The sequence below is a fragment of the Saccharothrix carnea genome, from assembly GCF_003014735.1.
Lineage (GTDB): Bacteria > Actinomycetota > Actinomycetes > Mycobacteriales > Pseudonocardiaceae > Actinosynnema > Actinosynnema carneum.
Window position 1 is genome coordinate 313,960 of the sequence record NZ_PYAX01000002.1, and the last position, 15,340, is coordinate 329,299.

At 71.3% G+C, this 15,340-nt stretch carries 12 protein-coding genes; 6 read left to right on the forward strand and 6 right to left on the reverse strand.

Features of this window, described 5'->3' with window-relative positions; genetic code table 11:
* Positions 1–58: 58 nt before the first annotated feature.
* The 5 genes from B0I31_RS05620 to B0I31_RS05640 form a co-directional block, all read right to left on the reverse strand.
* Positions 59–1,033, reverse strand: a complete 975-nt coding sequence (locus B0I31_RS05620; RefSeq protein WP_106614239.1) for a heme-binding protein — start codon at positions 1,031–1,033, stop codon at positions 59–61.
* A 148-nt stretch (positions 1,034–1,181) separates the two neighbouring features.
* The gene (locus B0I31_RS05625; RefSeq protein WP_106614687.1) at positions 1,182–1,817 is read right to left on the reverse strand and encodes an NUDIX hydrolase; all 636 of its coding nucleotides are present in this window, start codon (positions 1,815–1,817) and stop codon (positions 1,182–1,184) included.
* An 18-nt stretch (positions 1,818–1,835) separates the two neighbouring features.
* Positions 1,836–3,071 (reverse strand): adenylosuccinate synthetase, encoded by a 1,236-nt coding sequence (locus B0I31_RS05630; protein ID WP_106614240.1) that lies wholly within the window; start codon positions 3,069–3,071, stop codon positions 1,836–1,838.
* Positions 3,071–4,051: a hypothetical protein gene (locus tag B0I31_RS05635; RefSeq protein WP_106614241.1), complete on the reverse strand. Its 981-nt coding sequence runs from the start codon at positions 4,049–4,051 to the stop codon at positions 3,071–3,073. Before B0I31_RS05635 ends, B0I31_RS05630 begins: the two co-directional genes overlap by 1 nt.
* Before the next feature lie 3 nt (positions 4,052–4,054).
* The gene (locus B0I31_RS05640; protein WP_106614242.1) at positions 4,055–5,062 is read right to left on the reverse strand and encodes an adenylate cyclase; all 1,008 of its coding nucleotides are present in this window, start codon (positions 5,060–5,062) and stop codon (positions 4,055–4,057) included.
* Between the two features lie 291 nt (positions 5,063–5,353).
* Here B0I31_RS05640 and B0I31_RS05645 point away from each other — a divergent pair, with 291 nt between their 5' ends.
* Complete coding sequence (locus B0I31_RS05645) at positions 5,354–6,016, forward strand: lytic polysaccharide monooxygenase auxiliary activity family 9 protein (protein ID WP_106614243.1); 663 nt, start codon at positions 5,354–5,356, stop codon at positions 6,014–6,016.
* Between the two features lie 88 nt (positions 6,017–6,104).
* Here the strand turns inward: B0I31_RS05645 and B0I31_RS05650 are convergent, their stop codons facing one another.
* On the reverse strand, positions 6,105–7,322 hold the full coding sequence (locus B0I31_RS05650; protein ID WP_106614244.1) for an MFS transporter: 1,218 nt from the start codon (positions 7,320–7,322) through the stop codon (positions 6,105–6,107).
* Between the two features lie 170 nt (positions 7,323–7,492).
* Between B0I31_RS05650 and B0I31_RS05655 the strand changes: the two genes are divergently transcribed.
* The 5 genes from B0I31_RS05655 to B0I31_RS05675 all read left to right on the forward strand — a co-directional run bounded on the left by B0I31_RS05655 (position 7,493) and on the right by B0I31_RS05675 (position 15,231).
* Positions 7,493–8,191, forward strand: a complete 699-nt coding sequence (locus B0I31_RS05655; protein WP_106614245.1) for a GNAT family N-acetyltransferase — start codon at positions 7,493–7,495, stop codon at positions 8,189–8,191.
* Positions 8,192–8,198: 7 nt separating this feature from the next.
* Positions 8,199–10,118 (forward strand): sensor histidine kinase, encoded by a 1,920-nt coding sequence (locus B0I31_RS05660; RefSeq protein WP_146173746.1) that lies wholly within the window; start codon positions 8,199–8,201, stop codon positions 10,116–10,118.
* On the forward strand, positions 10,070–10,723 hold the full coding sequence (locus B0I31_RS05665) for a response regulator (protein ID WP_106614247.1): 654 nt from the start codon (positions 10,070–10,072) through the stop codon (positions 10,721–10,723). Before B0I31_RS05660 ends, B0I31_RS05665 begins: the two co-directional genes overlap by 49 nt.
* 549 nt (positions 10,724–11,272) lie before the next feature.
* Positions 11,273–13,426 carry an MMPL family transporter gene (locus B0I31_RS05670; RefSeq protein ID WP_106614248.1) on the forward strand — a complete coding sequence of 718 codons (2,154 nt, stop codon included), beginning with the start codon at positions 11,273–11,275 and terminating at the stop codon, positions 13,424–13,426.
* Positions 13,427–13,503: 77 nt separating this feature from the next.
* The gene (locus B0I31_RS05675) at positions 13,504–15,231 is read left to right on the forward strand and encodes a glycoside hydrolase family 13 protein (protein WP_106614249.1); all 1,728 of its coding nucleotides are present in this window, start codon (positions 13,504–13,506) and stop codon (positions 15,229–15,231) included.
* Positions 15,232–15,340: the final 109 nt, after the last annotated feature.

Genomic DNA, 15,340 nt, shown 5'->3' on the forward strand with positions numbered 1-15,340 from the left:
CGCGGGAACCGCCCCGACCACGGGATCACCACCGGGGCCGGGGCGGTCCGCGGTGGCGTCACATCGTCTTCACCCTGGTGAGGACGTTGGAGGTCGGGTGCGGGAAGGTGTAGTGCTGCTCGCCGATCAGGATGTCGAGCATGATGCGCTGCGTGTAGGCGAGGATGTCGTAGTTGGTCGCGCCGTCGAGTGACATGAGCCAGTAGTCCGCGGCGTAGCCGGTGATCGCAGCCCTCCGCTGTTCGAACGGGATGTTCATCACCGCGCCGCCGTTGCCGGTGTCGACCTGGCAGTGGAGGTAGTTGGTGATGGGGTGACCCGCTGCCACCAGGTCCACGATCGCGGCCTGCAGCGGCAGGTTGATCTGTTCGGTCAGGTCGGGTTGCGGGTTCTGGTAGTTGCCCGGAGAGGTGAGGGTGGCCTGGTACGGCGAGGTGTCGAGGCCTCCGGGGGTCGGCAGGGGAGGGTTCGCGTTGGGGATCAGCGGTGCGAAGATGCCGTCCGTGCAGCTGCCCAGCGCGAGGACGGAGACCCCGTGCGGCACCGAGATCTGCTTGCAGATCGTCTGGTTCGGGGGTTGCGGTTCGGGGTCGCCCGGCTCCAGGGCCGGGTCGTCCGTCGGGTAGGGGTAGGGGCCGATCTGCTGCTTCTCCGTCACCAGGTGCAGCCACGCCCCGTTCTCCTCGTGGACGATGGTGTCGATGCCGGGGCCTTCGGCGAAGCGGATCTGCTGGTCGTAGAACAGCACGTACGGCGACTGCTGGTAGGTGCCGCCCCGGTTCGGGGCCTCCACCGGACTGGCGACGTCGTCCATGCCCTTGAACACGATCGTCTCGTAGTACGTGAAGTTCTTGAGGATGTACCCGTAGTCTGTCCCGTTCTGGGGCGAGTCCTGCGGCAGGGGCATGACGTTGTAGGAGTACGGGTCGGTCTGGTCGCCCTTGTTCGTGCCGGGCAGGTTCTGGTTCGTCCACGTGCCGATCAGCAACTGCTGGAAGCGTGACAGATCCGCGATTTGTGCCTTGAGTGGCATGAGGCGCTCCAGGTGTTCTCGCCGGCCCCCTGAGGCATGGTCGGCCGTCGTCGTCACGCGGATCAAGGCAACCCTGCGGGCGTCACCCGTCGTGGCATTTCCGTCACACGATCGGAGACGGGATCGTCGCGTGGCGCGACCTGCGGGACTACGAGGTCCAGCGCCACACCGAGGGCGGACGTCCGCCCTTGGGCAGGGCGGCGGCGTGCTGCGTGGTGCGCTCCAGACCGGGGACGCGTTCCATGGTGCGACCGAGGTTGGCGGGGTAGGGGCGGTCGCCGGTGAGGGATTCGGTGACGTCCAGCGCGTGCGCGGTGGTGAACTCGCGGCCCAGCAGACCGGCGGTGAACGCGGTGTCGCGCCACAGGTGGCCGGCCAGGATCGGGCGGCAGTCGCGGACGATGCGGTCGTGGTCGAACGCCAGCGGCGGCACGTCGGCCAGCGGTGTCCACGCAGGGCCGTCGTCGGTCAGCTTCGTCGCGTCGACGGTGGCCCAGAGGGCGATCGACAACGTCGGGCCGCGCGGGTCCCGGGACGGTTCGTCGAACGTGGTCAGCTGGCCGGAGGCGGAGATCGCGCCCTCGGGCACGCCGAGCTTGCCGGTCACCGCGCGCCGTGCCGCGTCACGCAGCCGCTCACCCTTGCCCAGCAGCACACCGGGCAGGGCGAGTTCACCGGCGAACGGTTCGAGCGCGCGGGGCGCGATGCCGAGGAGCACGGCACGCGCCTCCGGGTCGAAGCGCAGCGCCAGCACGTCCACCGAGACCAGGGTCGACTCGATCATGGCGCGATTGTCCCGCATTCAGCGACGAGCCGGCGTGCGCACGGCGTAGTCGGCCCGGTCGGGTCCGGCGCCGGTGACCAGGACGGGCACGCCCAGGTGGTGCTCCAGCCACGTCACCGGGTCCGGCAGGTCGGTCAACGTCGGCGTGCGGTGGGCGAGGAACGCCGTCAGGTCCGCGGTCGGCAGCGGGGCGTCGTAGGCGGTGGCCACCTTGAGGTCGGCCGCGTCCAGGTGCGTGACGGCCACCCCGTCCACCCCGCCGCACGCGTCGACCGCGTACCGCAGCAGCACCGCGTCGAGGTGCCCGGCACGCCACGCGCCCTGGTACTCGCCGGTGCCGTTGTGGCGTTCGGGGAACCGCGCGAGCACCCCGCCGTCCTCGGTCGGGAACGGTCCCGCGCCGTGGCGGGTGTGGTAGGTCCGGGTCACGCCGATCACCGCGGCGCGGCGGTGTCCGAGCAGGTCGCGGGCGTTGTCGGGGGTGACGGTGGACCACGTGGTGTGCGGGTGGAACCCGCGCCACTGGTCCAGCAGCACGCCCTGGGCGCCTTCGAACACCAGCCGGCCGCGGTCGGCCAGGCGACCGACCTCGTCGCCAGTCGTGACGCGGACCGCGCCCGCGAAGTCCCGGTACAGCGACACGAGGTCGTCCACCGAAGGCCCGGGGCCGATCAGCGGTGCGTAGAAGCGGGCCAGGGCGTCGAGCTTGGCCCGCAGCACGGCCGGGTCGGCGCAGTCGCCGACCGTCGGCGGCAGGCCGGGCACGCCGATGACCTCCTGGCCCTCCACCACGGCACCGGGCGCCGCGCCGCGGGCGGCGAGCAGCCCGTACCAGGTGGTCTCGCCGATGCCCTTGCCGCACGACCCGTGCCGGGCGTGCCCGCGAGCGTCCTCGCGGGCACGGTTGGCGGCGACGTGGATCGGGGTGGTGAGCAGGGCGTCGGCGTCGACGGACAGCAGCCGCAACGGGTCGGCGACGCCCAGTTCCGCCAGTTCGCGCGACTCGGTGGCCAGGGCGATCGGTTCGACCAGGACGTGCCGGGACAGGTGGGTCGGCACGCCCGCGAGCGTGCCGGACCCGAACTGGCTGAACGTGTGGTGCCGGTCGCCGACGACGACGTTGTGCGCGGCCTGCGCGCCGCCGTTGAACCGGACCACCGACGTCACCGGCCCGTCGTGGCACAGCGCGTCGACCACCGCTCCCTTGCCCTCGTCGCCGAACCCGAGGCCGACGACGATGATGTGCCCGTCCATCACGTCAGCGTGACGTCGTCGGGGCCGTCCAGCGCCGGGGGAGCGGCCGTGGTGGCGACGGTCCTGCCGCCGACGTGGACCAGCGCCTTGCCCACGGCCGCGCTCTCCGCGACCGACCCGACCTCGGCCAGGTCCACCATCGCCTGGTCCAGGTCGACGACCCGTTCCTCCATGCCGATCGTGGCGGCGATCAGCTCGCACACCGCGCCGGGGTCGTCCAGCTTGAGGAACCGCTGGCCGAGCAGGTCGCGCCAGTGGTCGGCGATCTGCTCGTCGTGGTAGTACGACGACTGGTCGGGCAGCACGAAGTACACGTGCCACTTGCGGCTCAGCTCCCGGTACACCGAGGCCGGGTCGATGTCCTGCTTGACGTCGTCGCCGATGATCCGGCGGATGTGCTTGGCCTCCAGCCGCGGCTTGTTCAGCTCGTCGCCGATGAGGAACAGGTAGCCCTTGCGTCCGCGCTTCTGCCACGCGTCGGTGACCACGTGCCGGGCCACGAAGTAGGCGGCGAGCTCGTAGGACTCGCTCTTCTGCCCGCCGCCGTTGCCCTCCAGGAAGATGGTGCGCAGCTGCTCGTCCATCCGGTTGTCCGACTCGAACTGGCCGACCTGCAGCGGCACCCGGTCGCTGTCGGCGTCACCGATGCCGCCGAACATCAGCTGCGGGTCGGTGAGGTAACCCTTGCGCTGCAGCAGGCCGTGCAGCTTGCCGAGCTTGCGCTGCATGATCTGCGGCACGCGACCCATCGAGCCGGTGACGTCGAACAGCACCGCGATCGGCGTCGAGTCGGCGTGGTCGGGCGAGTCGCGGCATTCGCGGGCCACCACGCCCTTCGGGTCGAGCGACGGGTCGGCCGTCCACTCCTTCGACGGGCGCGAGCGCAGCTTGGCGGTGTAGCCGAAGTCGTCGATGCCCTTGGCCGCGCGGAAGGTCCTGGCCGCCGCGTAGGCGTTGTCGTCCCACTTGCCGTGTCCCATGGTTCAGGCTCCTGTCCCGGGTAGCGCGAACGGGCGGAAGGTCCGTTCGCCGTAGAGGTCTTCGAGCAGGTCGTCGTACTCGGTGAGCAGGTCGACGGCGTCCGGCCGTCGACCCGGGGCGTCCTGCGTGCAGCCGCGGGCGAACCCGCGCTGCGCGGTTTCGCCGTCCGCCAACAGGTCCAGCATGAGCGTGTGTGCCATGTGGACGTCGGTGGCGGGCGTGACCGGTCGTCCGTCGTGGACTTCCGGCGGGTAGGCGACGGTCTTGTCGGTGGCCAGGAGCCGTTCGCCCGCGGAGACCGCGAACGTCCAGCCCGCCAGTACGATCCCGTGTTGCACGGGGTGCACCAGCACGTTCTCGGCGACGATCGCGCCGTGCACGAGGCCGATCCGGTGCGCGCCGGCGATCGCCCGCAGCAGCCTGCGGTGCATCCAGGCGTAGTCGCGGCCGTCGAGACCGCGCGGGAACGCCCGGCGCACGTCGGCGAGCGTGACGAAGCCGTCCACCAGCGGTGCCAGCACGGTGAAGGCGCGCGAACCGCGGGCCACGTCACCGGAGGCGTCGACCAGGTGCGGGTAGTAGGGCCGCAGCCAGGTGTGCCCGTCGGTGAACCGGGCGAGTCGCCGCAGGGCGTCCCACTCGGCGTGCAGCAGGGGGTTGAGCGCCGGGTTGCGCACCACCTTGACCACGTGCGGTCCATCGGTGCGGTAGACGTTGGCGACGCTGCCGACCGCGTGCCGCCCGGTGAGCCGATAGGCGGCACGGTCGGTGCGCAGTTCGGTCGACGTCCCGTGCCGCCACTCGTGGTGCAGTCGGGTCAATTCCGCCGACGCCGCGTGCGCCCTGGTGTCGTCCGCGCCGACCCGGTCGGGGTGCAGGACGGCGGCCAGTCGCCGGTACAGCCGCTGCACCTCTTCGCGCCGTGCCGGGTCGGGGTCGAGCGGGCCGAACAGGTCGGTTGCCGAACCCGCCCGTTCGACTCGTTCGAGCGCTTCGTCCCTGGTGAACATAGTTTGAGTCTAGACGACTCAAACCGGTGGCCGGGATGGAATCGAGCTGTGTCACCGGTCACATTCCCCGCGCGGGTCACCGTATCGTTGGGGAACGTTCACTGTAACGGACCGTCGTCGCCGCGTAACGGCAGGTCAGCGTGGCGATTGTGGGAGATCGGTGAAGGCGCGGCGGTCGCTACTGAAAGTTTCGTTGAAGTTTCGGAGCGTGACGTATACGCTCAGGCTGCTCTGGGAGCGCTCCCAGCTTGATCACCATCTCGATCATCCGGAGATAATGGAGGCCCATCGATGCGTCTGCGCAGTACCTCCGGCTCTGTCACCAGACGGCGGGGCATCATCGCAGCGGTCATCAGCGTGCTGGCATGCACGTTCCTCGTGACACCAACGGCATCGGCACACGGCACCATCGTCGGTCCCGCCACCCGCGCCTACCAGTGTTGGAACAGCTGGGGCAGCCAGCACACGAATCCTGCGATGCAGCAGCAGGACCCCATGTGCTACCAGGCTTTCCAGGCCAACGCCGACACCATGTGGAACTGGATGAGCGCGCTGCGGGACGGCCTGCGGGGCAACTTCCAGGGGGCGACCCCGGACGGCACGCTCTGCAGCAACAACCTGTCCCGCAACAACGCCCTGAACAACCCCGGTAACTGGCGGACCACCAGCGTCGGCAGCAGCTTCCAGATGCACCTGTACGACCAGGCCAGCCACGGTGCCGACTACTTCCGGGTGTACGTCAGCAAGAACGGGTTCGACCCGAAGACGCAGCGCCTCGGCTGGGGCAACCTCGACCTGGTCACCACGACCGGTAGGTTCGCTCCCGCCAAGGACATCCGGTTCAACGTGACGACCTCCGGTGCCTACCGGGGACACCACGTCGTGTTCACGATCTGGCAGGCTTCGCACCTCGACCAGGCGTACATGTGGTGCAGTGACGTGAACTTCGGCTAGAACTCCGGCCGATCGACCGGAACCACCAGGCCCGGCCCGGCGCCACGCAACACCGGCGCCGGGCCGGGTTTCGGCGTCGGGGCGGTGGTCAGGTCGGGACGGGTGCGGCCCGGTGCGGGCCGGTCGCCGCCGCGAACGGCCGCCACGCCACCACGGCCACGCCCGCCACCACCACGAGCGCGAACCAGAACGGCGCGGTGATGCCGAACTGGCGGGCCAGCAGCCCGCCGACCAGCGCGCCCAGCGCGGAACCGCCGGTGCTGAGCAGGAAGTAGGCGCTGCCGACCCGGCCGCGCAGCGCGTCGGGCACCTCCCGTTGCCGCAGCGACTGCGTGATCACGTTCCACACCACCGCGTGCACGCCGAACACCGCGAGGACGCCACCGGCGGCCCAGACGTCACGGGCCAGCGCCAGCCCCAGGTGGGTGGCCGCCTCGACCACCAGGCCGACCCGCAGCAGGACGGTCGGCCCGAACCGGTCGATCAACCGGCTCGCGACCGCCGTGCCGAGCACACCGCCGACCGCGATCGCGCTGAGCAGCAGACCGAACCACCGCGGGTCGAGGTCGAGCCGTTCGGCGGAGTACAGCACGAGGATCGACACCACGCCCATGAGCGTGAGGTTCATCAGGCACAGGCAGAGGGCGAGCGTGCGCAGCACCCGGTGCCGCCACAGCCACCGCAGCCCTTCGCCGATCTCGGCGCGCACCGTCCGCCGCTGCACCGGCGCCTGCGCGGGCACGCCCCGCAGCGCCGCGATGAGCAGCGCGGCGACCAGGAAGCTGACCGCGTCCAGCCCGAACGGCACCGCGGCGGCGACCACGAACAACGCCGCGCCGACCGGTGGTGCGACGAGCTGGTTGCCGAGGATGTGGGTGGCCATCAGGCGCGAGTTGGCACGCGGCAGGTGCTCCGGGGCGACCACGGCGGGCAGCAGCGCCGACTGGGCGTTGTCGGCGATCGTCTCGCCGACGCCGAGCAGGAACAGGCAGGCGTAGACGACCGGCACCGACGCGTGCCCGGTCCAGATCGCCGCGGCGAGCCCGGCCACGACCACGCCGCGGGCCACGTTCGCCACGACGGCGAGCCGGCGCCGGTCCAGCCGGTCCACGATCACGCCGCTGAGCAGGGAGAAGAGCAGCCACGGCAGTTGGTGGGCGAACACCGCGCCCGCCACCAGCGCCGGGTCGTCGGTGAGCGAGGCCAGCAGCAGGGGACCGGCGGCCATCGTCATGCCGTCGCCGAAGTTGGACACCGCGGACGCGAACCACAGCTTGGTGAAGTCGGGTCCCAGTCGGCGCGCCATGCTCCGGACGTTATCGACCCCGTCCTCCCGGGGCACCGCGGATGTCGCCGGTTCAGCCGAGGACGGAATCAGCCCTGGGCGATCAGCCGGCGGACGGGATGAGCCGGTGGACAGACGGTCCCGGCGGCACGCATGATTCGGTCGATCACGAACCACTGGGGGTTTCGCGCATGGCTTCGCCGTTGGACAACCCGGCCTGGACGTCGTTGACCGGGCCGCACGCCCACTTCGCCGAACGGCACGGGCAGGTGCTGCGCTACCGGCCGGACGTGGCGACGTTCGTGGCGCTGCCCGACCGGCCCGATGCCGACGTGTGGTCCGACGTGGCCGCACTCGCCGGGCCGGGCGGGATCGTGCCGATCACCACCCCGCACACCCCGCCCGCCGACTGGGAGGTCGTCGAGCGGATCGACGCGGTGCAGCTGGTGGACGACGGCGTGCGGGTCGCCGAGGACGCCGAGGCGGTCCGGCTCGGTGCCGCGGACGTGCCCGAGATGATGGACCTGGTCGAACGGACCCAGCCCGGACCGTTCCGGCCGCGCACCGTCGAGCTCGGCACCTACCTCGGCATCCGGCGCGGCGGCGCGCTGGTCGCGATGGCCGGTGAACGGCTCCACCCGCCGGGCTGGACGGAGATCAGCGCCGTGTGCACCGATCCCGCGTACCGGGGCCTGGGGCTGGCGACCCGGCTGGTGCGTGCCGTGACCGCCGGTATCCGGGACCGCGGCGAACAGGCGCTGATGCACGCCTCCGCCACCAACACCTCCGCGATCCGGCTGTACGAGTCGCTGGGCTTCCGGCTGCGCACCCGCCTGGTCATCGTGCTGCTCCGCGTGCCCGCGCACGCCGCGGCCGGTGTGCCCGCCTGACCGGGAGGTGGTCCGCAGGGTCCTGACCGCGCCCCTGTACGGCTTGGTGCTCGGCGTGCTGTCGGGGGTCGGGCTGGTGCAGCTGGTGGTGGTGTTCGTGATCGGCCACGCCGGGATGCCGCCGCCGACCGTGCCGGTGCGCGTGGCGCGGTGGCTGCCCAACCTGTACCGGCGGCTGGTGGGTTCGTGGTCCGGCACGCCCGTGCCGGTGCCCTACCGGCCGTCGCCGGCCAAGCCCGAACCGGACGCCGACGGCTGGTACCGCGACGAGGACGAGCTGTACTCGACGCCGTGGATCGCGGTGTTCAAGCGGCAGTGGGACTGGCTGACGCAGGACCCGGCCACGCTGCGCGACCACGGCTGGGCGGTGCTCAACCCGGTCGTCGGCGGTGTGCCCGCGCTGCTGCCGGTCGGGCTGATCGCGGCGGGTGCGTGGCGGCCGTTGCCGTTCGGGGTGGTCCTGGTCGCGGCGGGGTTCGCGGTCGGGCCGCTGGTGATGCGCTGGCAGGCGCGGTGGACGCCGGTGCTGCTCGGGCCGACCGAGCGCACCGGGCCCACCCGCGCGTGGGCGTGGATCGCGCCGCGCGTGACGGCGGTCGTGCGGCTGGGGTCCGTGATCGGCACGGCGGTCGGCGGGCTCGGGTTGGCCGCGCTGCACGTGTTGGCGATCGTGCCGACGTTGCTGCTGTGGTGGCCGGAGGTGACGCTCGTCAGCCGCCGCGTCGTGCGGCACCGCCGGGAGGAGCTGGCCCGGTGGACCGGGCTGGACGTGCCCGAGCCGTACCGGCCGGAGCCCGAGCCGCCGACCCCGGAGGCGGACGGTACGTACCGGCTGCGCCGCCCGGTGGTCACCGTGCTGTACCGGTCGGCAGAGGAGCTGCGGCAGGCGCAACGGCGGCGGTGGACGGTGCGCGACCCTGCGGCGTGGCGGGACTTCGCGTGGCTGCTGGTGAACCCGCTGCTGGTGGTGGTTCTCGCGGTGGTGCCGTTGGCACTGGTCGGGTACGGGTTCGTGGGGCTGCTGTGGGTCGCGGCGTGGGCGCAGCTGGTGCGGCTGTTCGTGCCGTACGACAGCTGGTTCGCGTGGACGTTCCTGGCGGACCTGGTGCCCGCGTCGGGTGTGGTGCCGGGGCCGTTGTCGCCGCTGGTGGGTGTGGCCGCGACGGCCGCCGGGTTGGCGTTGGCACCGTTGGCGCTGCGGGCGTACGCGTGGGCGAGCAGGCTGCTTCTCGCGCCGACGAAGGCCGCGGTGCTGGCACGCCGGGTGGACCGGCTCACCGAGACCCGTGCCGACGCCCGCGACGCGCAGGCCGCCGAGTTGCGCCGGATCGAACGGGATCTGCACGACGGCGCGCAGGCGCACTGGGTGGCCATGGGCATGCGGCTCGGCGTGGTCGAGCAGCTGATCGACCGCGACCCGGAGGCGGCGAAGAACCTGGTCGCGCAGGCGCAGCAGTCATCGGTGAACGCGTTGCGGGAGCTGCGTGAGCTGATCCGCGGCATCCACCCGCCCGTGCTCGCCGAACGCGGACTGGCCGACGCGATCCGGGCGTTGGCGCTGGACTCGCCGCTGGACGTCGAGGTCCGCGTCGACCTGCCCGGACGCGTCGAGGCGCCGATCGAGATCAGCGTGTACTTCTCGGTGCGGGAACTGCTGACCAACGCGGCCAGGCACGCCGAAGCCGCCACGGCGCGGATCGAGATCCGGCACGGTGAGGGCGTGCTGCGGGTCGAGGTCACCGACGACGGCCGCGGCGGCGCCGACCCGCGCAAGGGCACCGGGCTGCGCGGCGTGCAACGGCGTATCGCTACGTTTGACGGGACGCTGTCCCTGCGCAGCCCGCGGGGCGGGCCGACCAGTGTGCTCTTGGAGGTACCGTGCGCGTTGTCCTTGCCGAGGACCTCTACCTCCTCCGAGACGGGTTGACCCACCTGCTCACCGCGCACGGCTGCGAGGTCGTCGCCGCCGTGGAGACCGGGCCGGAGCTGGCCGAGGCGATCGAGGAGCACTCTCCGGACTTGGCCATTGTGGACGTCAGGCTGCCGCCGACGTTCACTGACGAGGGGTTGCAGACGGCGCTGGAGATGCGGCGCAAGCGTCCCGGGCTGCCGGTGCTCGTGCTGTCGCAGCACGTCGAGCAGCTGTACGCGAGGGAGTTGCTGGCCGACGGCGCGGGCGCGATCGGCTACCTGCTCAAGGACCGGGTGATGAACGCGGCGCAGTTCGTGGACGCGTTGCGGCGGGTCGCCGACGGCGGCACCGTGATGGACCCCGACGTCATCGCGAAGTTGCTGGCCGGCAGCGCGAACAAGCAACCGCTCGGCGCGTTGACGCCCCGTGAGCGGGAGGTGCTGGAGCTGATGGCGGAGGGCTGCTCCAACGCCGCGATCGGCCAGCGGTTGTTCATCGGTGAGGGCGCGGTCGGCAAGCACACCGCCGGCATCTTCGCCAAGCTCGGCCTGCCCGTCTCCGACGACACCAACCGCCGCGTGCTGGCCGTGATCGCCTACCTGAACAACGCCCAGCCTTGAAAGCCCTGAAAAGCTTGAAAAGCGTCCTCGCCGGACGGGCAGATCAGCAGGATGACCCCAACTGCGCCTGGATGTCCTGTTGGGTTGTGGGTCCGGGTTTCGTGTCATCCCACCGACCTCCCTCCGGGTTACCACACGTGTCAAGGGCGGCGCGCGGTCCCAGTTGACGCCGCGGGCAGAGGTGGACGCGCCGCCCTTGACACGTGCGGTAAGGCTTCGCCAGGTCGGCGGGATGACACGAAGCCCTCCTTTGGGAAGAAGGACGTGCCCAGTGGACGGTCCGGTGCTCGCCGGCGAGCGCGGTGGGATGACACGAAGCCCGGGACCACGCTGGGTCGGGGAGTCGACGGCGTAGTTGGGGTCATCCTGCTGATCTGCCCGTCCGGCGAGGACGCTTTTCATCTTTTGATCTTCTCAACCCCTGAGGTAGGGCTAGGTCAACCATCGGTACGGGTCCCAAGCGGATTCTGCGGGGACGGCCGCCTTCCTAGCCTTGGCTTCGCACAAGGACATGAGGCCGGGCACACCGGTACTGGGGGTGTACTCCGCATGGCGACGTCCGCTGGGAAGAGGCGGTCGGACGAGGGCGAGGACGGGAACGAGTCGGCGCGCACCCGGACCAAGCGCGGCCGGTGGCTGGTGCCGGCGCTGCTGCTGGTCGCGTGGGTGGTGATCGGCGCCGTGGGCACCGATCACCAGGCACGGCTGGGTGAAGTGCTGGAGAACAGCGCCGAGGCGTTCCTGCCCGCCTCGGCGGAGGCGACGCGGGTCGCCGAGATCAAGAAGACGTTCCAGACCGAGGCGATCTCCCCGGCGCTGCTGATCTTCAACCGCGACGGCGGCCTCACCGACGCCGACCAGAGCTTCCTGCGGGCCAAGCAGGCCGAGATCGCCGGGCTGAAGCACCCCGACCTCGACCCGCTCGGCGGCCTCGCCGACCGCACCCTGCCCGTCATCCGGTCCGACGACGGCGAAGCCGCGCAGATCGTCGTCGCCCTGGACGCGGCACTGGGCGACAAGGAAGTCGGGGTCGCCAAGGAACTGCGCCGCATCGCGGGCGAGGGCATCCCGGTGGGCCTGGAGGTCAACCTGACCGGCCCGGCGGGCATCGGCGTCGACCTCGACGGCGTGTTCGGCGCCATCGACGGCATGCTGCTGCTGGTCACCGTCGGCGCGGTCGTCGTCATCCTGCTGCTGATCTACCGCAGCCCGCTGATGCCGCTGATCGTGCTGATGTCCAGCGGCCTGGCGCTGACCACCGCGTCCGCCGTGGTCTACCTGCTGGCCCGCGACGGCGTGCTCACCCTGGACAGCCAGGGCCAGGGCATCCTGATGGTGCTGGTCTTCGGCGCCGCCACGGACTACGCGCTGCTCGTCGTGGCCCGGTTCCGCGAAGAGTTGCACCTGACCGCCAACCGGTTCGACGCGGTGGTCAAGAGCGTGCGGGCCTGCGTCGCACCGCTGTTCGCCGCCGCCGGCACGGTCGCGCTCGGCCTGCTGTGCCTGCTGCTGTCGGACCTGAACAACAACCGCAGCCTCGGTCCGGTCGGCGCGATCGGCGTGGCCGCGTCCCTGGCCGTCACGCTGACGTTCCTGCCCGCCCTGCTCGCGCTGTTCGGCCGCGCCTCGTTCTGGCCGTTCCTCCCCGGGCACGACGGCCGAGCGCAGCGGCACGGCCTGCTCGCCGAGGTCGCCGACCTGGTCACGCGCAAGCCGCGCACGGTGTGGGCGGGCACGCTGGTGCTGCTGCTGGCCGCGGCGGCGTTCGCACCCCAGTTCCGCGCCTCCGGCCTGGACTACGTCGACACCTTCACCGAGGACACCGAGTCGGTGCGCGGCCTGGAAGTCTCCGCCGAGCACTTCCCGGGCGGCGCGAACCCGCCCGGCACGATCATCGCCAGGACCGACCAGCGGGACGCGGTGATCGCCGCCGCGCGGGCCGTGGACGGCGTCGCCCGCGTCACGCCCACCGTCGACCCGGAGACCGGGCAGCCCGAAGAGACCAACGGCCTGTCGTCGATCGACGTGACGCTGCGCGACATCTCCACGTCACGCGCCGCGCAGGACACGGTCGTCCGGCTGCGCGAAGCCGTGCACGCGGTGCCCGGCGCGGAAGCCCTGGTCGGCGGTGGCAGCGCGGCCCTGCTAGACACCCGCACCACGGCCGAGCGCGACCGGTGGGTGATCATCCCGGCGTTGCTGGTCGTGGTCCTGCTGATGCTGGTCCTGCTGTTGCGGTCCTTGCTCGCGCCGCTGCTGCTCACGCTGACCGTCGCGGTCTCCTACGCGGCGACCACCGGGGTGGCGGCGCTGGTGTTCAACGAGCTGTTCGAGTTCGCCGACACCGACCCGAGCCTGCCCGTGCTCGCGTTCGTGTTCATCGCGGCGCTGGGCACCGACTACAACATCTTCCTGATGCACCGGATCAGGCAGGAAACGGCCGAGCACGGCACCGGTGAGGGCACCCGGCGCGGTCTCACGCTGGTCGGCGGGGTGATCGTGTCGGCCGGTGTGGTGCTGGCGGCCACGTTCGGCGCCCTGGCGGTGCTGCCGCTGGTCGGCCTGGTGCAGATGGCGTTCCTGGTGTCGTTCGGCGTGCTGCTGGACACGCTGGTCGTCCGGTCGCTGCTGGTACCCGCGTTGACCATCCACATCGGACGCCGGTTCTGGTGGCCGGGCAAGCCGGCCCGACCCGACGCCTGACCCCGTACAGCGGGTGCGGCGCCGCGCGGCGAGTGGTGGACTGGGGACGACGTCCGACGACCGGGTGAGGATGGGACATGGTTCTGGACCAGGCCAAGACGACACCGACCACGGCGCCGTGGTGGACCTCGGCGGTGGTGTACCAGGTGTACCCGCGCAGCTTCGCCGACTCCAACGGCGACGGCGTGGGCGACCTCGACGGCATCACCGCGCGGCTGGACCACCTGGAGCGGCTGGGCGTGGACGTGGTCTGGCTGTCACCGGTGTACGCGTCGCCGCACGCGGACAACGGCTACGACATCTCCGACTACCAGGCGATCGACCCGGTGTTCGGCACGTTGGAGGACTTCGACCGCCTGCTGGCCGAGGTGCACGCGCGCGGCATGAAACTGGTGATGGACCTGGTGGTCAACCACACCTCCGACGAGCACCCGTGGTTCGTGGAGTCCCGCTCGTCCAAGGACAACCCGAAGCGGGACTGGTACTGGTGGCGTCCACCGCGCGAGGGGTTCGAGGCGGGCCAGCCGGGCGCGGAGCCGACGAACTGGGGCTCGTTCTTCTCGGGCCCGGCGTGGACGTTGGACGAGGCGACGGGGGAGTACTACCTGCACCTGTTCGACCGCAAGCAGCCGGACCTGAACTGGGAGAACCCCGAGGTCCGCCAAGCGGTGTACGCGATGATGCGGTGGTGGCTGGACCGGGGTGTGGACGGGTTCCGGATGGACGTGATCAACCTGATCTCCAAGGACCCGGACCTGCCCGACGGCGCCACCACCGGCGTCGGCGGCCTCGGCGACGGGTTCCCGCACACCGCCACCCGCCCCCGCGTGCACGACTTCCTGCGCGAGATGAACCGCGAGGTGTTCGAGGGCCGGTCGGGCGACTACCTGACGGTGGGGGAGATGCCGGGCGTGACCTGGGAGCAGGCCCGGCTGTTCACCGACCCCGCGCGGCGCGAGCTGGACATGGTGTTCCAGTTCGAGCACGTCTGGCTGGACCAGGGCCCGGGTGGCAAGTTCGACCCGAAGCCGCTGGACCTGCGCGACCTGAAGGCGTCGCTGGGCCGGTGGCAGACGGCGCTGGGCGAGGTCGGCTGGAACAGCCTGTACTGGAGCAACCACGACCAGCCCCGCGTGGTGTCCCGGTTCGGTGACGACGGCGAGTACTGGCGTGAGTCGGCGACCGCGTTGGCCACCGTGCTGCACCTGCACCGCGGCACCCCGTACGTCTACCAGGGCGAAGAGCTGGGCATGACCAACGCGCCGTTCGCCGGCGTGCACGAGATGCAGGACCTCGAATCGCTCAACCACTACCGCGAGGCCGTCGCCGCCGGAGCCGACCCCGAAGCGGTGCTGCGCGGCCTGCGCGCGATGGGCCGCGACAACGCCCGCACCCCCGTGCAGTGGGACGCGACCCCGAACGCCGGGTTCACCACCGGCCGGCCGTGGCTCGCGGTCAACCCCAACCACACCTGGCTCAACGCCGCCGCCCAGTACGACGACCCGCACTCGGTGTTCAACCACTACCGGCGGCTCATCGAGCTGCGCCACCGGCTCCCGGTCGTCGCGCTCGGCGACTTCCACATGGTCCTGGCCGACCACCCGCACCTCTACGCCTACGAACGCAGGCTCGACGACACGCGGCTGCTCGTGGTGGCCAACCTCAGCGGCACGCCGCAGTCCGCCGAGCTGGACCGCGAGTGGGCCACCGCCGACGTCGTCCTGGCCAACACCGGCGAGACGCCGCTGGTATCACCCGGCCGCGTCGACCTCAGGCCGTGGGAGGCGCTGGTGTTCCAGCGGTGACCGAGCATTCGCGCGGGTGACCTGCGGATTGCAGATTTCCGCAATCGGCTTGCAATCCCGACCGCGCACAGTGGGGTTCGGCGACGCGGTCTGAGAGGCCGTGCCGCTG